Origin of the sequence: Pseudomonas sp. NBRC 111124 (assembly GCF_001320245.1) — a bacterium.
Taxonomy (GTDB): Bacteria; Pseudomonadota; Gammaproteobacteria; order Pseudomonadales; family Pseudomonadaceae; genus Aquipseudomonas.
Genome location: NZ_BCBA01000043.1, coordinates 21,399 through 43,101 on the forward strand (window position 1 = coordinate 21,399; position 21,703 = coordinate 43,101).

The window sequence follows — 21,703 nt, forward strand, 5'->3', positions numbered from 1 at the left end:
AAAGGGATTGTGGGCGTCCGATTTTATTTCAACGTTTACACGTCCACTCTCTCAACGGGCCATGTCCTTTGTGTTCATGGCGAGTCATTGGATGAGGTGACTAACGATGAAGCTGATTCAGTGCCGTTTCTCTACAGGTCAGCGTGTACCGCTGCTCGTGCAAGCTGGCAACGCCGCGCCGTTGCCCAAACTCATTCCATTCATCTACGTCCAACTCAAGCTCAGGCACCGCGCTTACAGCACTGCTGCGGCGCATCTACGCGCGATTCAGGCTTTCTACAGCTATGCTGAAACTCGAAACCTAGATGTCGATGAGGCCATCGTGGCGTGCCATTTCGAAGCGATTCTGGCGCTACTGGACGGTTACGCCATCTGGCTCCAAAGTGGCCGCCAAGCCGATAATCTGGTCGCCCAAATCGGTGCCTCTGCAATGGCATTTCTTCCACGGATCGATTCGCGCACTCGTGACCAATACCTGCGGTTGCTGAAGCAGTACCTATCTTGGTGCGTCGCCCGTTACATTCCGCGCGCTCGTCAGAACTCAACCACTATGGCTAACATCGAGGTGGCATTTGTAGATGTCGCTGACGTCATTGAGCGACGCTTTGAGAGCCATATCATCAATATTCGTCCCGACCATGCTCGTTACCGCAGCCTGACAGATACGCAACTCCAGATCATCCGCACAATGATTCGCCCGGGAGCTCTTGAAAATCCCTTCCCGAGGCGATTGCAGATGCGCAATTGGCTAATGATTGAATTGTTGCTGGAAACCGGAATTCGTCGCGGAGAGCTTCTGAAGCTCTACACCACGGACATTAATCAGGGCTCTCAGCACGCCTACGTCAGTATCAACGATCGCGAAAATGACCCCGGCGACCCGCGCGCTGAAGAGCCTGCACTGAAAACATACGGGCGAACCGTAGGTGTCTCCATGCAGCTGTATGAGGTCTACGAGCACTATATTCAGAGCGAACGGCGCCCTCTACGTGAAGGCAAACCGATGAAATTGCCGTACCGCTATCTGTTCATATCTGACAGAGGCCGCCCGCTATCGATTCGCGCACTGTCTAATGTCCTCGATCGGGTGTTTCTGACCATTGAACTGGCGCATCCGGGGCTGTTGCCTACTCTTTCTGCGCATGACTTTCGCCACACCTTCGCCGACCGTTTCTTGGCTTACCTGGTCGAGCAGCGTGGGCACGACCTGGAGCGCGCCACGGACGAACTCCGGCGAGTCTGCGGTTGGGCTGAGACTTCGGCGATGCCACGTCGTTATGCAAGTCGTTATCTGGCTGAGTCCGCCAACCGCCATAACGCACAGCGTGCCTCGGCAGCTTGGGGACGACTTGACAGTTTAGGAGGTTCGTCGTGACTAAATCGGCAGATTACGAACAGGCATCACCCTCCTCCTCTCTACCGGCCTACGTGTTCGAGGGCCCGGCTCTGGTTGGGATTCGGACGCGCACCAATGATCAGCCAAAGTACGTCGATACCCGTTTGCCGGTGTGGACGTGGTACGACGGAGGGGTCGCATTGAAGATTGACTGGGCCTCGCTTGACTTATCCCCAGAGCTCAAAGAAGTAGCTAAAGGCTTCGTTGCATATGCACTGGAGAAATATGCCCCTCAGACAGCCTTTATGTTTGCAAGGTCCATTGTCTATATGTCAAACACTGCGCTTGCCCGTACCTTTCCTTGGGGTGGTCAAGATTTAGTCACGGAATTAAATGGTTTATCGCTGGGCAGTCGATAGACGGATTAAAGGCTTTGAATCAGATACTTATCTAAAAATCAAAGGAATCAAATCGGAACGAATTGACCCGTATGCACGAATTTTTCTCTCTCAATCAGGCCTGGAAATTGATGAGGAAATTCGACTGCTTAAACGAATCGATCGAGAGATATCACCCGATTATTGGGAAGAACTTCAGTTTAACATAGTTCTTCACTTGGGGTTTGAACTCGCACCAAGATCGATTCAATTTCACTCACTAGACATTGCGGATTTTGAGTTCATTAAAAGCGCTGGTCACGAGAAATACTACACCCTTTGGCTACCAATGGCTAAGAAGGTCGGTCAGCGCAGACCTGAGCGACGCCCCCGCAAAATTACCACCCGTCTGGGTGAGAAAATCTCACGGCACGTTGAAGAGGTTCAAAAACGATTTGGTCCAGACTGCAAACCATTATTTGTTAGCCGTCGTGGAAAGCGCCTCTCGGTTCAAAAAATCCGTTTAGGCCTCAAGTATGAGCTTCTTGAAGCCGGGGTAGAAAAGCCGAACCAGGTGAGCATGTTACTTCGTCATCATCTCGGACAGGGATTGGCGGATCAGGGAACTCCAGCAGATCTGATCGCAGATCTACTAGGACACAATAGCACCGTTGCAGCGCGTGCTTATGTGACAGCGACTCCCAATATTGCTCGAATCAAAGAGAAAGCGCTCGGTAAAAGCCCTTCCTATCAGCGCATTATGCGGTCTTTGTTAACCGGGGATGTCTCGCAACGCAGTGATACTGCTCCCGAAAGCGCGATCCGCGGCGTCATCGATACGCAATACATCGGAGACATCGGTGCGTGCTCTCTCCCAGTTCATACGCACTGCCCTTACAATCCTATCTATGCCTGCTACACCTGCAAAAAGTTTCACCCTTTTGCAGATGGGCGTCATGAGGAAGTGAGAGAGGCGCTGCAACGAGAAGCTCAGCGATTTATTGATACGGCAGAACAGGCCGGAGATCTTACTCATAATCGGCCACTCGCTCAGCATCAGATAACCATCCTGGCGGTAAGCGCTACGATTGAGCGCTGTCGGCAGCACACAGAGGATGCCGCAGATGGAGCTGTTTAAGGCGAAGCAAAATCTAGAAAGCTTTATTAAACAAGAACAGGCTATCTTTCGGTTGCTACCGATTTCAACCCCATGGTCGGAAGCATTTTGGAGAGTTGAAAACTGGTTACCACAAAGGGATCCAAATAAACATACACTGACCTTCGAAACGCACCGACAACTCCTTGAGAAGACTGGTTATCCTGCCCCGAGCAAAGGCCCACTTCCATTCGTATACCAAGAATTTAGCAAGGCCCTAATTGTGTATCTGCAACGTACCCGAAATCTTAGGTTTTCGATGGTAGTTGCATACAATATTGCCGTACGCCGACTCTATAACCCGATGTTTGAACGTGGCGTATTTGACCCTACACTTTTGACACGGGGCGATTTCGATCGCGTCATAGTCTTTCTCCGGGAAAGTGGCTATAAGAATATTTATGATGCAATCTCTCATCTACAAGTAATTGCGGATACGATTGATAGCCTGCAGTTAACCGGGATGGCTATCCATTTTGAGCATGATGCAAGACCAGAGAAGCGGCGCCACGATTATATTTCATTGCATGATCCCGATCGTGCGGTAAAAGAGCGAAAATCTAATGACCGACTGCCTTCTCGCGAGGCGATGGAAGCGTATGCCCTTTGTTCAAATAACCCATTCAGTGAGGGTGAGGAGATTTTGCTGCGTGTGATCGATTTATTGATCGCAACTGGGCAGCGAGGTAATGAAATAGCTGTAATTCCTTATGACTGCTGGGTCGAAAGACAGATCAAAGCCACTACAGGAGAATTGACTGTAGATATAAACGGCAATCCTCTGGTCGAATGTGGGATTAGGTATTTTGCGGAAAAGCATTTTCAATCTCGTGTTCATTGGCTGGCTGAAGGCGACGTTCCATTAGCCAGGCGAGCAGTAGAGCGATTAAAGGCGCTAACCATAGAGCAGCGAGAGATTGCCGCATGGCAAGAACTCCACCCTGGACGTATTTGGCATTTTTCTCCTCAATCGGTCATCGATGAGGCAATGGTTTTGGATTGGCTAGGCTTTAGCGAAACTAGGAACGCAAACAGAAATCTTTACCTGTACCTCACGCGCAACGGAGTTCATCCGTTCGATCATGAGCCAGAAGAGAGACGAGGACGGTCATTAAAGCGACGCTACCTCGCGGGTGATATTGAACGACTGATCATCCCGAAACTCCGTGGCCACGCAGTACTAACGGAGCATGTCGGGCAAGAGCTTCGCATCTTACTTCGAACCAGCGAAACCCTTGCTATCGCTTTCGACGGCCAGTTTCGTTTCGGCGGACGTGAGGCAAATGTGTTTCGTGCAGTACCGCGTCGGGTTACCATTGTGGATATCAATCGCGCGTTAGGTCACGATGAAAAGTATACATCTATCTTTTCGCGTCGTTCATTAACAGAATCCGATGGAACTCCAATTAGGTTAACAAGTCACCAACCTAGACACTGGCGGAACACCATTTATCACCTGACCGGTATGAGTGATGTTCAGCAAGCATTGGCCCTAGGGCGAAAACGCATTGATCAGAATGTCTACTACCAGCACACGAGCATTGAAGACACCACTGCTGCGCATCACGATTTTTTGGCGTTCAATAGCCACCACGAACGCATCGACTTTCTGCATAGAGGCATAAGAGAAAAACGTATTCAGGGTCCGCTGACAGACAGTTACCATGAGTTACTATCAGACAAAGGCGCGACGACTGCAGAAGCATTCCTTACCGTGCACGCAACAGCACTACACGTGACCCCCTTCGGAGGTTGCATACACGATTTCTCCCAAGCGCCCTGCCCCAAGCATCTACAGTGTTGGAATGGCTGCTCGCATCTCCATCTCATGGGTACTCCATCAGAACGAGCCAACCTTGAGAAACAAGCCGATAATCTAACGAAGGCAATTACCATCCTGCGCGATGCCGGCGCAGGCGAGGCAGGCAGCGATGTGTGGCTGGCGGACCAAGAGGTCAAGCTCAGCAATCTAAAGTCTGTCCTCGCACGCAAGACCAGTATAGGAGTACAACGCGTGTTTCCACATGGTCATCCCATGACGGTAACGGACACGGAAAAGCGACATAGCTCGGTTTCAGATGATTAGAGGTGACCATGGCTCGACGGCAAACCTTGAGGGGTAGCACGTTGGATGAGGCGGTCGACGCCCTCCTCGCCCAAATGATTAGCTCAGGGCAGGAGCTCGCGCCTATTTCCCGGACCGAAGTTCAGCGTCGATTGGGCCTGGCGAGTCGCTCGACCTTGGTGGGAGATCGGGGCTTGAGAATCGAGGCTGCCCGAATTACACAGCTGAAGGAAAGTGGTAGAGATCCGGACAGCGCCCGCCGGCGAAGAAGCCTTGAAGATCGTATTGCTAATTTACAAGCAGAGAATGCCGACTTAATAAAGCAGCGAGACCAGCTCTATGAAGCGCTGTCGACAATTACACATAGCTGTTTGCTGAAAGGACTGGATGTCGAGAACATTCTGGCTCCCTTACGTAAGAAATAGTAAGGTTTCATGGCAGCTGGGTGACGCAGTGGGAAAACATTATCGCCTAACCGCTAGCGCATCGAGTGCTGTTAATGGAAACCCGACTTTGGGGAAGCCGGGTTTCGATTCTTAGTGTTTGGTTTTGCGGCTAGCGCTCTACTTGAGACTTTAGAGTTCCTAGTTTTTGTCCAAGCGTGCGTTTAATACTAATATCGATGTGATATCTGGGTAACACTGCAGCCGTCAGTGCATTTTCGTCCCACAGCTTGCATACTTCCTCTGTACTCCACTTACCGCCTTTTCTCAGCGCATGAGCGCTCATGACTGTTTCAATCAGCTGTTGCTCAAACCATTCGCGAACGACCTGTTCAATTGCTCCACCTGGGCCTCCAGCGCCGGGTACGTTGGAATACCGTTGCTCCCAACGTTCAACCATATCGGTGACAACTCGAAAGTCGGCATTTACCTTAATTAGATTACTGTCAAAAATATAGTTTGCAGCACGATCATCCATCTCCTCCTTGGCTCGTGAACCATCTTCAATGCTTACCCATGCCACTTGAGGTTCCATATGTTGGTCGATGAACTCGGCCGGCGTGCCCTCTTCAGCTGTGAAAAGCGCGTAAAGATCACCTTGTCGGCCACCTTTACTACCTGACTTGCCAGACCCGGTGCTTGTTTTGTCTCCTATGTGCTCTGGCTCTCCACCGACATTGTTGCTGCCTAGAGCGATCGCGTGCGTACCTTTAGGATTTGGGCGGTATCGACCAAACCTAAACAAGTCCTGAATTGTCTTCAGTCTCTCGCGGATTGCGGCTCGGTGGTCACTGCTCTTCGCATTGTGGCCAATCTGATCTTGGAAGGCGACCAACTCCTGTGGCATGTTTTCTCTGAATTCAGCTGCATAAGCAGCCCAATCTAATTGCTCGCCACCGATGAGAAGCGCGGTGCGTGCAGTATTAGCGGTCACCGCAAAACTGTTGTCAGGTTTGACGTAAATCACAACTCGTTCACAACCAAAAATAACGCCGAACGATTGGAGGCGAGCGTAGCCTGCATTGCTCATTACAACCTCATACAGCTCATCTTGATACAATGCGGCAACATGGCCAGGCGGTGTGTAATGCCCACTGTTTAGGTCGACGGAATCCTTTACGATGTACCAAAAAGCCGTTGCGTCGGTACGAGACAATTTGATAGTCCCGAGCACCTGGCTGTGACCCTCCAACCAGGGAGCCATCCCAGTTACGGTGCGCAAGAAGCGATGTTGATCACGAGGAGGATTCTCCCAGCCCTCGATGGCAGACACCACTACGCCTTCGGGAAATCTGTAGAACCTTGCATTTAGATACCGCAAAATCCATTTACGTGGCATGCGGACGTTTTCTGGTGGTTCAATTGTGTTATGAGCGGAATGCTTTCCCAGCAATATCACCATGGTGCCATGCTTTTTGATGATGTCAGGTTTGGGCTTTTCCGTGATTTGTGACCAAAATTCGCCACTGGGGTAACGTTTCAAGCCATATTGACCATTAGCGTCTTTATGTAGATGGATCATGTAGCCATGCCCATCGACCCAACTCATGTAGATCAAACCTTCGGGGTTCGCAGGGGCCGCGGAAATCTTGGCACCTACACCAAAATTTCCTGAAGTCGATTGCTCACTAATGGATGAGCTCAGATGGTTAATATACTTCACCATCTCCTCCCCAGTCATGCCGACTCCAGTGTCGATGATGCAAAGCTTCTGCTCACCCGCTAGGGCTTCTAGATTTTCCTCTACAGTCCACCTGATCACACCCTCGCCTCCGCCACGCAGAAGGCTTTCGATAGCATTACACGTGAGCTCCCGCAGAAACTGTAAGTTGGAGCAATCCTGATGAAGACGGTCAATGAGAAAGGCCATATTGGCCACTTGCATCGGGGAAAAATCTGGATTCACCGGCGCGGCGCCGGTTTTTTTTTGCTGGCTCATGGCAGTCACCCAATCCCCGAGAGCGGTATGAAGGGCTCTCGAGCTCATAAGGTTGGCGGTCTCGAAGGGCAGGAGGCTGTGCGACTCGACCGTCGATTGCACCCCGTAGGGATAAGTGAAGAATAGCTCTCTTCGCTGAACCCGCCGCCGTACTGCAATAGTCACTTTGGCCAAGGGTTGGAGGTATTGATCGCCCCTGCCCTTTAGGTCACATCTGTATAGGTCCGAGAGCCAGCGCTGGAGAAACAAACGGTATGGCGGTCAGTTTTCTTGCTATTGGCTGGGCTCGGCTGGGCCTCCAAGGGCGTGAAGCTGATAATCAGTAACTGCCTGGAACCGGTGTTCAGCCAACAGACGTAGGCGCTTGAGCTCCGCGTCACTGGCACCCTTTGCTTGCGCCTGGTAAAACCGCTTCATAGCCTCTATAGCATCGGTGTACATCGGATGATCAGGAAGCAAAATACTGTTGAGATCCCTTGTCATTTTGGAAATCCACGGTCTGAGTATGTAGATAAAATCAGAAGCTTCAAAACGCCAGATTCTATACCAATAGTCTTTGAGCTCATATCGTGGTGGTGGTGATACTCATTACGAGCAGCCCGTAATCAGCATCACGGCGAATCGGCTGCCTAGGAGAGCATAGCTCAATTTAATGTACCGACTCACCTAAAGTCTCGGTCGACCACCGATTGCCCCCACAGGGTTTACATTTAATCAAGCTTCTCGTTCACACCCTTCCTAGAGTGAAATGGCATGCTTAAATGCATTTTCGATTTCAGGGATACTTCGTCGTCCTGGTTTGATTGGCGTAATGTTTAGATCGATGAATCTAGCCGACTGGTAAAAATGCTCACACAATTATCCGCCAAATTCTTCAATCAGCATTGACGAACAAGTTTTTTTTCGAAAAAATACACGCTCCTTGCTCCACATCTTAATTAACAGTCTACAGCTCAATCAAAGTCTGAAGGGATTTTTATGCGTGATACTAAACCTGGGCGAAACAAGCCGTGCCCTTGCGGCTCCGGAACCAAGTACAAATTCTGCCACTATGCAATTGATACTACCAAGCCTGAGCTCCCCAATAGAAACATTTTCAACATGAATTTAGAGGGGCGTGAATTTTTAAACTCACTTATGCACCTTTCACGGCAGGGGGATATCCCACTGCACGAAGTATGCATTGAAAGCGGTATTTACTACTTCAGAAGCATAACAATAGATCAATTTCAAGTAATCGCTGATGCCTTTGCGGTGGAACCATCATCAGTGATTGAGTTGCTGTTCGAGGCGTGGGAAAAAACGAACGACGCCGAATACTTTAATAGAATGCTTGAGAACTCATCAAACATAAGCCCCCTTTTGAAAAAAAGAACGAATACAATATCTCAGATCATAAATAACCACTTCAATGAGATGTATGAAACAGCTATCCCTGCCTCATTCATGGTGATTGAAGGGCTTTTCAGGGAGTATAACAATGTTTCATTTGAGGAGAATCAAGGAGCGAACTACAAATTCGATCTTGAACCTTATGAAAACACCATGCTTTACGCTGACATATCTGCAACATCTTACTTTACAAAATTTCTTAATAAGCTGATGACAGGGAAACCTACTGATGCCTCAATCCACCGAAACTCGGTTATGCACGGCGTGGATAACGATTTCGCTACAAAACAAAATTCACTATTGCTGTTGCTCACTATCTTTGAATTCGCCAGGCTCGAAACATCGTTAAAGCTATGGCCGCCCAAGCCAGAAATTAGAGATGGAAAAACATATCTGAATGGATACGAAATTAAAATGAGAGAATATTTTTAATTACTCAATCGAAGGTAAGATAGATTTTTTATGAGCTGAGCGTCACTGAACCTATCCGCTCCTGCGTCCATTGATTCAATTCATCTTGATCCCTAGCCTCTACTACTAAGCGCTAATAAAGATTGGTGCCTTTCAGGATATATGAAAAATACCAATTGCCCAATCACTACAATGCAAGGAAAGAGCAGCCATGTCTTCGCACATGGCTGCGGCGCTGATTAGGGCTACATCACCAGAGAGCCATTACTCAACGGAGTAGACAGTACTGAGCTAGCCCCTCCTCTCTCCTTAGAAGAAGCCACTTTTAAATTGGTGATTGCTCGGCCTGCGCCACCGTAAACTCGCGATAGGTATCTGCGCTTAGCTCCTTCACTCAGGTATTCACTGGTTATATCCGCTTCATCTGCATGAATGAGGAAAACATACTCAAATTGTAGACCAGCAACGTATTCAGGCATGCTGAATATACACTTGTTCCTTGCATACCTTAGGTCTTTAAAATCTTCTCGAGACTGAATAGGAACATGATACTTCCTAATTCTCCCTACTTCCAAGTACCTCTCGTACAACTCTGTATTCAGACACAGAACCGCCACCTGCAATCCCCCTTCAGGGATACTTGCCGCCAATCTCTGAGCGCACTGAAATACATCATCAATCAGATCCTTGTCCGTATTATAAATCCTGAGACTAGGAACAGGACCATTCGCCTCTTGTGAGGTTGCAGAATAATTAATGTATTCTCCTTCCAAATCCATTGCTGGGAAAGAGCCATCAATATCAGAAAGAAATGCCGCGATTTGTGGTGTATATCGGAAAACCTGATTTAGCTCCATCGCGATAGAGGCACCAACACCAGGATTAACAAAACGACTAATTCCACCCGAGAAAGGCGCATCTGTCGTGCTCTGCTTCAAATCATACGCCATTATTATCGGCCACCGCCCATCAATGCATGCCCGCGGCTTAAACATAGGCTGAAATGTCATCGCTTCAATTTTTGTAAAGAAATGATACTCATCCACGTAAATCTGATCAAAACCATCTCGATCTTTAAGCTGTTCCCAGCCATAGGTATTAAGATACTTGCAAAAATCAACAGTCATTTGATCCAAACTAAATAGCTGCTCTTGCTTCAACTTAGCCCGATACATCTCGTACAGTTCAAGAACAACTCGCCGCTCAACAGGTGACTCTAAACACATTTGCCATTTATCCCGCGCACCAGTTATATACTGCGCGGCTTCCTTACTACCTTTACGTATATTCTCAACATCGAAGGTACAAGCAAACTCATTCACGAGCTCGTCAATCAGCTCAGCATGATATTTTTCTTCATGAATCCGCTTCTTTAGCGGGTAACAGTGCTCCAAAAGCTCAATATTTAAATAGGGGTCATTCTTGACTTCTCGCAGAATATCTTGAATTAGCCCTTTTTGTAGTTCTCGGCCATCAGAGCCATCAATGGATATCGGTCGCAGCCCTTTCTTTTGATAGCTGAGTTTTTCTTGCGCCACTTCATAGAGTGTACCGATAGTGAGTTTATTTACTCCTTCGGAGTTTACTAGCTCATTCCATCTTCCACTAGGATCTAAAGCGTATAGCATTCCGCGAACGATATTGTGGGCGAGACCGGAGCTATGCGTAAGGAACAGGAAAGTTTTATCGCCCCCGCGATCATGATCTTGGTACAGCTCTCGCAGGCACTTGATAACCATGGCTTGCGTCTTACCCGTACCAGCAGCCCCTCGTAGTCGAATAGGTGAGTTAACATCGCTATTCACAAAAGCCAACTGCTCTTCTGTTAGAATCCGCTCAATCCAGTCGCTTAAATTGCCAGGACGAGCCAAATGACTACCAATTGGCTTGCTCAATACAATACCGTAATTACCCGCATTACCCGCATTATTCTGGGCCGAGGCATCTTCCGTCAAGATAGCATCTAGATAGCCATCAATGGCCCTGCGATATATATTCAGATCATTCGAGTCAATCGTGAGGGCGCTAGGTCCATTGGTAACACCATAAGCATATATATTACTCGATGAGTCCGGTGATCTGTCGAAGCAGATCCTTATATTGCTGCGCCGTGAAAGGTTCGTGGCGTAAATACTAAGAAGAGCACCATCATTAAATGGTGACCATTGCACTGGAATTGAAATGCCCCGATCAAACTGACGCAGCGCGACCCTGACTACCCGCTCAAAAACCTGAGCAGGCCTTAAAGATGAGCTAAATATCCCGTCATCATTCGTATTGACGACCAGTAGGCCACTGCTTTCATCTGCATCAGCGGTAAATATATATACCACGCCATTATGCACAACTCTCTTTAGTTCCGTGCTTTGTGTAGGCACTAAAAACTCAGAAAACCAGTCATCTTCAATAATGGCCGCATCAAGAATTGCAAGAGCCGACTGTTCAATCACTATAGATTCTGGTTTCATACACCCACCACTCCAAATGTAGCTCTAGAGCTATTCTCTGCACTTTCAGAGGTAAGCGCTTCGAATTCCGGCGTCATGCCGATTCTGGAAAACAGGAAAGTAGTTTTTTGTACTACTGAGTATTTAACACGATCTGTAAGGCGACACACTCTAAAAAAACCATGTGGACAGTCATTTATTCGCGCATCAGACTCACTTAAGAAAATCTCTTCATCCTGAATCGAATAAATATTTCTGAGGAGCGCAGCACAACCCCCGGAAAGCTCGTCGGGAAGTTTAGGAATATAAAAAAAGTCAGGAAAACCATCATCGAATTTGACAAGGTGTTTTTTAGCACCATCAATTAAAGTTTCGACATTGATTTTAAAAAAACTTGCGGACTTCTTCACCCTGTCAAGTGCAGATTGATTTTCTGGATCCATCAAAATTATCAGCCCTTCTAGCTTCGATAAAATTTCAGCCGGCGGCTCTTGTTCAGAGATCTTAAGGAGAAATTAGTTCGCGCCAATATCCGTGACCCATGCAATCAATCGGCTTTCAGAAAGCTCACCTAAACCTTTTGCCCTCAGCTTACTATTTACATATTCAAGAACAGACTTAACTTGCTTAGACAAGATTTTTTTTATCTCACTTGGCAACCACTTTTCGTCTATATACTTCGCAGAAGGGATAATTTCAATCCAAGTATAATGATTTCCGTGTTTCCCACGCGCAATATCACAGTCCGCGGTAATAACCAAGCCATAAACATTCCCACCTCGACTTACTTTCTTTATAACATCACCTTGTCGGATAGGCGTGTCGTAAGAAGGCATACTATAGATTGCTTCCATTCCATCTCCAGTTACTGCATACCGAAATCTATATGATAGCTCTTAAGCTCTGCTAGACTTTGCGCCATTGCCAAGTAGCTACCGGCCGAGCAAACGTCTATATGAATCTACTTATAGCAGCAATCATGGCTCAACGCCATCATCAATAAAGTCTCAGCTGTAGGGTTTCATCGCATATGCTTTACCTGAATCGTGCCAGGTTTCGTAGACACTCCAAGCCTCACAGGCTGGGCGAACTCCAGGCTTATTTGAAGGTGCACGGAAAAGCCATAAATAACGGCTCAATTACGTTTGCTCCAAACCACAATCCGCTTGGCTTCAGGTTTGACGGCCCCCACAAAACCCCTTGTAGCAAGTGCATCGATCAGTCGGCGATCCACATCATGAACCGGGAAATTCACGCGCCTCTTTTTGAGTAAAGCCTGATACTCTTCACCCGCGAGTGGCAACACTTCAGCCACTTCTAGCCAACTGCAGCCCATTGAGAGAGCATGAATCAGTAGGTTGATCCGCTGCTCTCTAGAAAGCGCGCCAGTCGGAAGCCGCCTCAGTATCGTCGGAAGGTAGGCCATCGGGAATCGCAATCCATCACGTGTTGCGCGATCACACACCCCAGCCAATGCTTCAACGGCACCTTCGCATGTGTCATAGGCATCGCCGGGAATGCCCGACCAGATCTCGATGGCTTCAGCTGTCGAGCACACCTCTGCATTGCTGAGCTCAAGGGCCAGCGACACCGGTAACGCTGACATGTCCATCTGGTTACGGGCGACGCCCCACTGGTGGATGAGGTAAGCCCCTAGGTAAGAGAAAGCGTGATCGGTAATGAATGCCCGAATCTCCTCTCTGTACTCGACCATGTCACCGTTGGCGAACACCGCCCAACGATTGCCCGGCGCCGCGGTATCCATGACAACGCCTGGGCTCAACACGACCTTCGAGAAAAGCGTGCGAAGGGTTGCATTGTCGACTTGCGGCGCGCGAATGAGGAACGTCTGCAAGCCATCGTTGCGATTCGCGTCCTGCCATAATTCTTCAGCCAGGGCTTGAGCGTTGTGCTGGAGGAAATCAACGAATGTAGCCAGTGCCGACTCACCCAAATCGACGAAGTCTTCGGATTCTTTATCAGCTACAAGCGCCCGATTGAAATACGTCCAAGCCGCACCACCAAAAGGGTGAACACGTCCCGCCGTCAGGATCTTCGCCCATAGCGAGGTCGGTACCGCGTCAAGGTCAGCCACGTTGCAGGTTGTCTTTTCGAGCAATACCTCCAGTGTGTAGGGTTCGCTCTGACAAAGTCCGAACAAGGCCACGAGCGATTCCGGTGTCTCTTCGAGCACCCCCTCTTGGCTTACGAGCTGCGCCACGAAACCGTCCGGATCCTCCTCGATCATGCTGTCCAGGCCAGTAATTTCAAGCTTGCTGAGCCGTTGGTACGTTACCCTATCGCTCTGATTACCCGGATCCAGTGTCTGGCAGAGCAATTGCAGCATTTTGAGGTTCAGTGCCAAACACCCCCACTCCACCATTTGCCGCAGATCTGCAGCCGTGGCACTCGAATCAAGGTTCGAGAATTGTGCCGGCAGCTCCCTGACCCACCTCCATCCGCTCTGGTTGCTCGCAATCTTCGCGGCGATAACCGATGCCTCACGAAGCTCACTGATGGCCTTCCGTAGCCCGCGAGGCTTATCGTCGAGTATTTGCATCTCCTTGGGTGTCAGAACATCCAGAAGCGCAACGAGGAACTGCTGCCTCAAGGTAGGTGCTTTAAACCGATCATGGTTAAGGAGTAAAGGGATGAGGTCGCGGTCTGCGTCATAAGTGGCTCTTATGAGCGCCGTGGCCTGCAACCGAGGGATAATCGATGCAACAGCCTCGGCGAAACGCTCTGTGTAATCATGACCACTTCGAAGGATTAAGCGGAGCTTGTCCTTCCTGGCAGCCGCGTCATCCTTGTTCGTGTGCAGTAGCTCATGGATGAGATCAACCATGATACCGCGCCCGCAATCTACCGACTCCAGATCCAGCTTTCTGACCACAAGCTCCGGATTATGTATCGGGGTGGTTACATCGTACTCCTCACCCCGAACCATTCCCATTATGAGGTTCTTGTCCGACTGGGTGAGTGAGCTTTCGTAGAAATAGCCGAGGTAATCGACATAGTCAGTGTCGAAGAAGCCGCGGTGAACCAGGAAGACGATGAGTTCCAACCCCTTCAGACGTTTGGCAACTTCATTGCCGTACCCCATGGATACAATCTGTCGGAAGCCTGCCGTCTTGAGACGCTGCACCTTGCGTCGATTCGTGTCGAACTGCTCATCCAGCTCATCAAGCGAGGTCTGGAAACGCTCCAGGCGCTCATCGTAACGAGCTGCTTGCAGAGCCTTTTTAGATAGGACGGGTTGTCCGCCATCCTGCCAGTGTGAAATCACCATAGGTTGCACGCTTCGGCATGCTACTACCTGGGCGAACACAGAATCAGATACGAAGTCCAACAGCGTGAAGGTAGTCCCGCCATCTAGCCGAACGTGGTTTGCAGTTGGCTTACTCCCAAGTTTCAAAATCTCAAACCAGACCGACATTCGCAAGTGCTCCACACTATCGGCCACCTCGTCTTCACGTACTGCACGCTGATCCTTTAGCGCTTGAGCTTCCGCATCGAGCAATTCTGTTTGAGCTTTTACCCACTTTGCGTAGCCATCAACGACGCCGTAGATCGCGCCCCGCCGCTTGACCAAGTCCGCATAGGCACTAGGGTGCAGGTTTCGAATCGCAACCATGGCAAACAGCTTGTTGGGATCCAGCTCCAGACCGTCGTTGGCCAGTACATTCGCGTAGACGTCATACTCGTTGACGATATTCTTGATCAGCCGCATTTCGTCGATGTAGTAGCACACCGCCTCTATGAGTTTGAGATTCAATCCATCATCAAGCGGTTTGCCGGCCACCTGGCGCGCCTTCATGAGCTCGACCAGCTTTTCCCTGGAGTTCTCGGAGTTGATCACAGGGATGATGGGGATGATGAGGTCGAAGAATTTCGTCTTGTCAGTGACCGTGAACAGCTCATCACGGATGGCGTAGACGAAATGGACAGAACGCCTAACCTGAGGTGATCGCTGGATGATGAAATTGATCTCTCGCAGCCTGAAGAAGATGTCCTGGATGTCGAAACGATCCAGATCTTCGATGACCACTACGCTGATATCACTGCGCTCGAAGCAATAGAGGATCTCATCGACGTTTTTATGAAGCACAGATCCATGATGAGTCGCCTCAAGCTTGCCCCCCTTGAGGGTCAGGCCATCGATGGTGAACAGGGACATGAACTTCAACCCCGAATACAACAGATAGACAGCACCAACGGCCACGCCAGCCAATGCCGCAGACTCGGGAAGAACCATCAATCCCTGGATCAGCCATTCCAGCGACACGGTTTTTATCATCGCAAGCTTGGGTACATAGAGCCTCATGGTGCAGACGGAAAGCAGAGTAAACCCGAGGGTGCGCATGCAGATACTGAAGGTTGAGGCTTGGGCTATCCGCTTCAGGCGAGTCTTGGGTACTTTCGCTGCGGGCACCGCGTAGAGCAGTTGCTGGACGATGGTCTCTTCAATGCGATTGACCAAATCGACATCGGTTTGTGTGTGCTCGGCCCCAGTAGCAGCCGGGCCCTCAGGTTCTGAGTCAGGGTCGGAAGGTTGACCACTCGGCTGAGGTGTCAAACCCGAGGTGGGTTTGCTGAAGGTCGCTAGGGACACATAGGTGTGGTTGAACTGTGGATGATTGCTGAAGAACGTCTTCAACACGCTGCTCTTACCCGCGCCATAGCTACCTGTGAGCGCGATGTTCAGAACATCGGGGTTTTCCAGTGCATGAAGCAGCTCGCGCTCATACCGGGCCGATCGGCCATCCGTCACAATTACGGGAGTCAAGGGCTCAAAGAAGGGGTCAACGTTGTCCCCCCGGTGACGGGTAGAAAGCACCCTCCATGCAGCTCTCCCTCCAAAAACAAGTGCTTTCCACGCCACGCCTAGACGACTTTTGCTAGCTGCCAGCATCTACCCCGATCTCATGCAATGGCCTTCCGTGTCCCGCTGAGCAGGGAATGACCGCTAATAGTCCAGTCGATGCAGCTTTGACGCTGCAACAAATCCATAAAGGCTATATGCCACATTCGGTCACGAAACACCACGTAAGCGCACCTCTTGCTGAGGTGGACCCAGCTGAACCATGCCTGGAGGGACGGGCGACGAAATGAACGGGAGAGCTAGATCTATGAACACCTATCGATGAACAAAAGATTCCATTTCAGGAGCACTGAGCTAGTAACAGAGGGCTTTGAGGCGTTTATGAACATTCGACATCGCCCACTTGTTAAATCTAGAAGTAACAGGTGAGGCGAACATGAAACGATTCAAAGCTTTTGAACACTGGCGGCTCGTCGAGCACCCGCTTTCCTTCCTCGAGCAACTCTGGAAATTTGCATGAACTTTGGATCGCCGCCCTGGTGAAGCGCGGCATGATTCGTCGCGACCCCACACGCAAGGTCTACCGCTTGGGCTTCAACTACTGGAGATGGTCCGCAATGCCTATCTGGAGCCGGACCTGGTGGCCGCCGCCAGCGCCGAGCTGCGAGACCTGCGCGACCTGACCGGCGAAACCTCCTGCCTGGCGGTGCTCGATGGCAACCAGGTACTGTCGCTGGAGCGCTGCGAAGGCGCCCACACCCAGCGCTCGGCCGCCAGCCTTGGCCACGGCAAGCCGGTGTACTGCACCGGCCAGGGCAAGGCGATCCTCTGCGCCCTCTCCCCTTCGGCCCGCGACGAAATCCTCAAGGGCCTGGTGCTGGCGCCAATTTTGAAGCCAGCCGTGGTCTGAACACGGTGTTTGAGAAGCCGGCCTGGCCGGCCACCATCAGGGGCACCCTTCACTCCGTCAAAACTGCGCACAACCATCAAAAACGATACGTTGCCTGAACGGATGCTCCATGTGCGTGGTTTTCATATTCAGCCGAGTATTCAGGCTGTAATCCGCTCTTGTTTTCCTGCCTTACAGAAACCTTGGCATCCCACAGGTAACCGTAGGCAAAATCAATGGTCAGGTCAGTGGTGGGTGTGTAGGCGCCGCCCACTGTCACAGCTTGACGATCTCCGACCGGAATCCGCACGCCGTGATCATTGTTCCCTACTGGGGAAGGGTCATAAGCATAGCCAGCCCTCAATACCCACCGAGGCGTCAATTGATTGGACACCCCTATCGCCGCGGACCATGTGTCATGCCAATTCAGCGCCTCACCCACCCTCCCGAAACCGAGCAGTTGGCCGGTAGACGACACGCCGCTGTTGACCGCCTCGAATTTCTGAAGGCGGCTCCAACGGGTCCAAGTGGTGCCCAGGTATCCGGTCCAACGGCTGTTGAATGTGTGGGTAATGGAGGTATCCAGCGACTCTGGCATGGTGAGATCCACCGAGGCGGCATACTTTCCGTTCAGCGGCAGTGAAGCAGGCGCCCCGGATACTTCGGTATGTCCTTCGAGGTGATAACTCACTTTTGAATGATACGTCACCCCCCAACGCGTCGATGCGTTGAAGTCGACAAGCGCCCCGACGTTATAACCAATCGCCATATCATCGCCTTTGATGGTCACCCGCGTGTCCTGGCCATTGTTCAAGGGGCCTGTAGCCAGATAGTTCTCAAGCTTGGCATTGAACCGATTGATCGTCGGTCCGCCACCCACCGATAAGACGTCATTGATGCGATAGGCGATGGTCGGTTGCAGGGTCATTTCCTTGGTGGTGCTGTAGCTGCCGTGGTAACGCCCTTGAAAGGAACGTTCATAATCGTTGACCAGCCCACTGGGCGCATAAAAACCCAGGCCAATCGATAACCGCTCACTCAAGGGTGTGGATGCATAGCCGAAGGGGATAACCGCCAGAGGTACAGAATCGCCTTTATTTGTCCCTGAGGCATTGCTCCGGGCATGGCTGATATCATCGCTCACTGCCAGTGAGGCGAATCCAGCGGAAAGTTCACTGCGCTTCAGTTCCGTCAACCCGGCAGGGTTCCCATAGATGGTACTTGCATCCAGTGCAGAAGATGACCTGCCTGCGTACGCTGTTCCGGCACTGCTGGCGCTTTGCTCGTTAAGCGCAATGCCATTGGCGCTTGCAACGCCAGAGGCACCCAGTATCAGTAACGTACCGAAGCGCTTGATCGAAAAGCTCAATAACGCATGGCCACCGATAAGGACTGAACGGTTTTCCAGCTTCATTTTCCACCTCTTTGTTATTGTTTTTGTTGCACGCAGACAAGGCTTCGCCTACCAGGACGAGTTCCGCCCGGGGCAAGTGATTACATCTGCATAGAGATACGATCTTTTTTCTGCCCGCGAACCGCTGAGCGTTCAGGTGGCGCTTTTAATGGCTAAGCCACTCCACCTGGAAGTTGTAACGACCGAGAAGTTGCGCCAGGGTTTCCTTGTGTTCACCGGCTTGAATATGCGCGACCAGCCCACGCCGCTCGTCCTGGATGACTTCAACGGCGACAGGCCCGAGCCCCGCATGAACCACTTCACGCCCGATCACCCTGCTGATTTCTCGCTGATGCAAAGCCGGCTTGAAGATTTTCCCGACCGCCGTCAACGGCATGGTCTCGAGTATTTCAATGCGCTTGGGTATTGCCGCCCGCTCGCTGATGTTCAGCTGGGCAAATGCTTCAAGCGTCTTGGCATCGCAGCAGTGACCAGGGCGCAACTGGACAAAGGCCACCGGCACCTCACCGGAATAGGCATCCGGGCTGCCGATCGCTGCAGCCAGTGCCACGGCAGGATGTGCCTGCAAGGCTTCCTCGATCTGTTTCGGATCGATGTTGTGGCCCCCGCGAATGATCAGTTCCTTCTTGCGCCCCGTCAGCCAGAAGTAGCCCTCGGCGTCCTGGCGGCCCAGATCCCCGGTGTTAAGCCATCGTTGCCCCTCGATCTCGATCCACAAGCCCCGGTTGTGGCCTTTTTCGAGGTATCCGTTGAAGACATTCGGGCCTGACAGCGAAATGACGCCAACCTCGTCTACATTGGCATCACGCAGGTACTGCCCCGCCTCATCAAGCAGCACCGAGCGCATTTGCTGATGAGCGATCCGAATGCCGATGGAGCCGATACGGCGTTCACCATGGGGCGGGTTGACCGAGGAAATGCAGGTGCCCTCGGTGAGCCCATACCCCTCGAGTATCTTCACGCCGGTGCTACGTTCAAACTCACGGAACAGTTCCGCCGGCATGGGGGCGGCACCACACACGGCATAGCGCAGCGTAGAAAGGTCGCGCCCCTTCGATTCATGTTGCAGCAGGGCCGCACACACCGTTGGAACGCATGAAAAGAAGTTGATGCCGAAGCGCTCCACCAATTCCCAGAATCGCGCGATCACGCCCTCGCCACGATAGCCGTTCGGTGTACCGAGGATCACATGCCCACCCTGGGTCCAGGGCATCAGCCCGGTGACCATCTGAGCGTTCACGTGAAACAGCGGAAGGCCGCAGAAGAAGACATCGCCTTCATGATGCGGTTGCAGATGTGCCGCTGCCGCCCAGGCATTGAACACTTCCGAGCCATGGGTTCGCGCGGCGATCTTGGGCAGGCCGGTGGTCCCCCCCGTGCAGATGTAGGAAGACAGGTCCTCCGGGCGGATTTGCCGCCCGCTTTTCAAGTGTGTGGCGGGCTGCCCGTCCATGAGCGCGTGCCATTCATGAATCGCGATGTTGCCGTGGCCCGCCCGCTGCTGCAGCGTCACCGCATCAAGTGGAGCGCGCATGGGTTCGCTGGAATAGTGGTCCATGCTGACCCACACGACGAATTTAAGCGAATGCAGGTGCTCCAGTTGCGATGCAAGCTTCGGCCACAGGTCGTCGCCGGTGGGCGCCAGGGTAACGACCACGCAAGCGTTCGCCGCGTTCAACAACCCGGCAACCTGCCTGGCCTCCAGCAGCGGATTGACCGCCATGACGATGCCTGCTGCCTCGGCGCCCCAGATCGTGAAGTGGGTTTCGGGTAGGTTGGGGAGCAGAAAGGCGATCACATCATCGGGTTTTACGCCAAGGTCATGAAATGCGTTGGCTGCACGGGTAACCTCCGCGAAGAGCTGGGCGTAGCTCCATTGGCGGGTGCCCGACAAGTGAGCCACGTCGGGCAAGAAGCTGAGCGCCGGGGCCTGGGGCCTGCGCTCAGCGGCGAGGCGCAACGCTTCATACGTACTCGCAGCCAATCCCCGTTCCGCTAACGGAACCTGTTCGAGGTCGACGACGTCCTGCAGGGACCGGACCCGCATCACGCTTCCCCCACCACACGGTTGCGCTGTACGCCGAGGTCAATCACGCCATCGGCACTGCGAATGCGCGCTTCGACCACATCACCGTGCTTGAGGTACTGGGTGCGGCCCTCTTGCGCCTTGAGGAAGAGTTTCCACTTCGTGGCTTCGGGCATCAGTGCAGCGATACGCTGCTTGGCGGGGGATGGGATCGACAAGGCGCAGCCCGCCGGCGTGCCCGTGGCAATCAGGTCGCCTGGAGCCAGGTCCTGCACGCCAGACAGCTCGGTCAATGTTTCAGCGGGGCCATATACCAGGTTGGCAGTGCTGTCACTCTGGCGCACTTCGTCATTCACCGTAAGGCGCAGGTTCAGTGCCTTGAGGTAATGCATGTCCTCGGGCCCCAGCAGGCAAAGGTAAGGGCCGACCGGCCCGAACGTGCGGAAACTCTTGCCTTTGTAGAACTGCATCTGCGGGATCTGGATGTCTCGAGCCGAGTAATCGTTGACGATGACGACCCCAGCAATGAACGCGTGCAGATTGGCCTCGGTAACAGAAACCGCGCCGGTGATAGCACGTTTCATGACCAGGCCCAGTTCGATTTCGTAATCCAGGAAGCGCACCGATTTCGGCTTTATGAGGAGGCTGTCTACTGGCACCAGGCAGCTGGTCGCCTTGGTGAAGATCATGTTGTACTTTTTTGCGTCAGGGTCCATGCCCGACTCGATCATGTGCTGCCGGTAATTTGCCCCTTGGCAAACGAACTGCTGGTTACGGGTGAGAGGCGATAACAGCTTCACCTTATTCTCGTCCAGCTCCTGGCCTTTGAGCTGTGCAAGCGCCTCGACGCTATTGTTGCTGATGAAATCGCCCGTGGTAGCGAACGTGCCTGGCACAGGCGTGATACGTCCTCGGCGGATCACGCCCCAATGGATACCGTTCTCGAACTCAAAACGAACTACGTGCACGACAGACATGGATGGTAC

The 21,703-nt window shown here is 51.6% G+C and carries 16 protein-coding genes; 7 read left to right on the forward strand and 9 right to left on the reverse strand.

Going from position 1 to position 21,703, the window contains the following annotated elements; all coding sequences use genetic code 11:
- Positions 1-106: 106 nt before the first annotated feature.
- The 5 genes from APH28_RS17655 to APH28_RS28875 are packed head-to-tail and all read left to right on the forward strand — an operon-like array spanning position 107 to position 5,359.
- Positions 107-1,375, forward strand: coding sequence for a site-specific integrase (locus APH28_RS17655; RefSeq protein ID WP_060511536.1), 1,269 nt, complete (start codon positions 107-109; stop codon positions 1,373-1,375).
- On the forward strand, positions 1,372-1,755 hold the full coding sequence (locus tag APH28_RS29205; protein WP_256249836.1) for a hypothetical protein: 384 nt from the start codon (positions 1,372-1,374) through the stop codon (positions 1,753-1,755). Before APH28_RS17655 ends, APH28_RS29205 begins: the two co-directional genes overlap by 4 nt.
- Complete coding sequence (locus APH28_RS17660; protein ID WP_256249845.1) at positions 1,730-2,851, forward strand: tyrosine-type recombinase/integrase; 1,122 nt, start codon at positions 1,730-1,732, stop codon at positions 2,849-2,851. The genes APH28_RS29205 and APH28_RS17660 overlap by 26 nt, the downstream gene beginning before the upstream one ends.
- Positions 2,838-4,955, forward strand: coding sequence for a hypothetical protein (locus tag APH28_RS28195; RefSeq protein ID WP_082432324.1), 2,118 nt, complete (start codon positions 2,838-2,840; stop codon positions 4,953-4,955). The genes APH28_RS17660 and APH28_RS28195 overlap by 14 nt, the downstream gene beginning before the upstream one ends.
- 41 nt (positions 4,956-4,996) lie before the next feature.
- Positions 4,997-5,359 carry a hypothetical protein gene (locus APH28_RS28875; RefSeq protein WP_256249847.1) on the forward strand — a complete coding sequence of 121 codons (363 nt, stop codon included), beginning with the start codon at positions 4,997-4,999 and terminating at the stop codon, positions 5,357-5,359.
- Between the two features lie 130 nt (positions 5,360-5,489).
- Here the strand turns inward: APH28_RS28875 and APH28_RS17670 are convergent, their stop codons facing one another.
- On the reverse strand, positions 5,490-7,316 hold the full coding sequence (locus APH28_RS17670; protein ID WP_156340909.1) for a hypothetical protein: 1,827 nt from the start codon (positions 7,314-7,316) through the stop codon (positions 5,490-5,492).
- 273 nt (positions 7,317-7,589) lie between these two features.
- Complete coding sequence (locus APH28_RS29210) at positions 7,590-7,799, reverse strand: hypothetical protein (RefSeq protein ID WP_060511543.1); 210 nt, start codon at positions 7,797-7,799, stop codon at positions 7,590-7,592.
- 495 nt (positions 7,800-8,294) lie between these two features.
- Between APH28_RS29210 and APH28_RS17680 the strand changes: the two genes are divergently transcribed.
- Complete coding sequence (locus APH28_RS17680) at positions 8,295-9,140, forward strand: YecA family protein (protein ID WP_082432325.1); 846 nt, start codon at positions 8,295-8,297, stop codon at positions 9,138-9,140.
- Between the two features lie 224 nt (positions 9,141-9,364).
- On the opposite strand, the gene APH28_RS17685 is transcribed toward APH28_RS17680, so the two are convergent.
- The 4 genes from APH28_RS17685 to APH28_RS17690 all read right to left on the reverse strand — a co-directional run bounded on the left by APH28_RS17685 (position 9,365) and on the right by APH28_RS17690 (position 16,352).
- Entirely contained in the window at positions 9,365-11,587 is a 2,223-nt protein-coding gene (locus APH28_RS17685) for a UvrD-helicase domain-containing protein (RefSeq protein WP_156340910.1), read from the reverse strand.
- Positions 11,584-12,009: a hypothetical protein gene (locus APH28_RS28675; protein WP_156340911.1), complete on the reverse strand. Its 426-nt coding sequence runs from the start codon at positions 12,007-12,009 to the stop codon at positions 11,584-11,586. Before APH28_RS28675 ends, APH28_RS17685 begins: the two co-directional genes overlap by 4 nt.
- Positions 12,010-12,081: 72 nt before the next feature.
- Entirely contained in the window at positions 12,082-12,420 is a 339-nt protein-coding gene (locus APH28_RS28680; RefSeq protein WP_156340912.1) for a hypothetical protein, read from the reverse strand.
- 281 nt (positions 12,421-12,701) lie between these two features.
- Positions 12,702-16,352 carry a hypothetical protein gene (locus APH28_RS17690; RefSeq protein ID WP_156340913.1) on the reverse strand — a complete coding sequence of 1,217 codons (3,651 nt, stop codon included), beginning with the start codon at positions 16,350-16,352 and terminating at the stop codon, positions 12,702-12,704.
- Between the two features lie 643 nt (positions 16,353-16,995).
- On the opposite strand from APH28_RS17690, the gene APH28_RS17695 reads away from it, so the two are divergent.
- Positions 16,996-17,298, forward strand: a complete 303-nt coding sequence (locus APH28_RS17695) for an IclR family transcriptional regulator C-terminal domain-containing protein (protein ID WP_060511551.1) — start codon at positions 16,996-16,998, stop codon at positions 17,296-17,298.
- Between the two features lie 76 nt (positions 17,299-17,374).
- On the opposite strand, the gene APH28_RS17700 is transcribed toward APH28_RS17695, so the two are convergent.
- The 3 genes from APH28_RS17700 to APH28_RS17710 form a co-directional block, all read right to left on the reverse strand.
- Positions 17,375-18,691: an outer membrane protein transport protein gene (locus APH28_RS17700; RefSeq protein ID WP_060511553.1), complete on the reverse strand. Its 1,317-nt coding sequence runs from the start codon at positions 18,689-18,691 to the stop codon at positions 17,375-17,377.
- Between the two features lie 145 nt (positions 18,692-18,836).
- Positions 18,837-20,738 carry an acyl-CoA synthetase gene (locus APH28_RS17705; protein ID WP_060511555.1) on the reverse strand — a complete coding sequence of 634 codons (1,902 nt, stop codon included), beginning with the start codon at positions 20,736-20,738 and terminating at the stop codon, positions 18,837-18,839.
- On the reverse strand, positions 20,738-21,694 hold the full coding sequence (locus tag APH28_RS17710; RefSeq protein WP_060511557.1) for a fumarylacetoacetate hydrolase family protein: 957 nt from the start codon (positions 21,692-21,694) through the stop codon (positions 20,738-20,740). The genes APH28_RS17705 and APH28_RS17710 overlap by 1 nt, the downstream gene beginning before the upstream one ends.
- Positions 21,695-21,703: the final 9 nt, after the last annotated feature.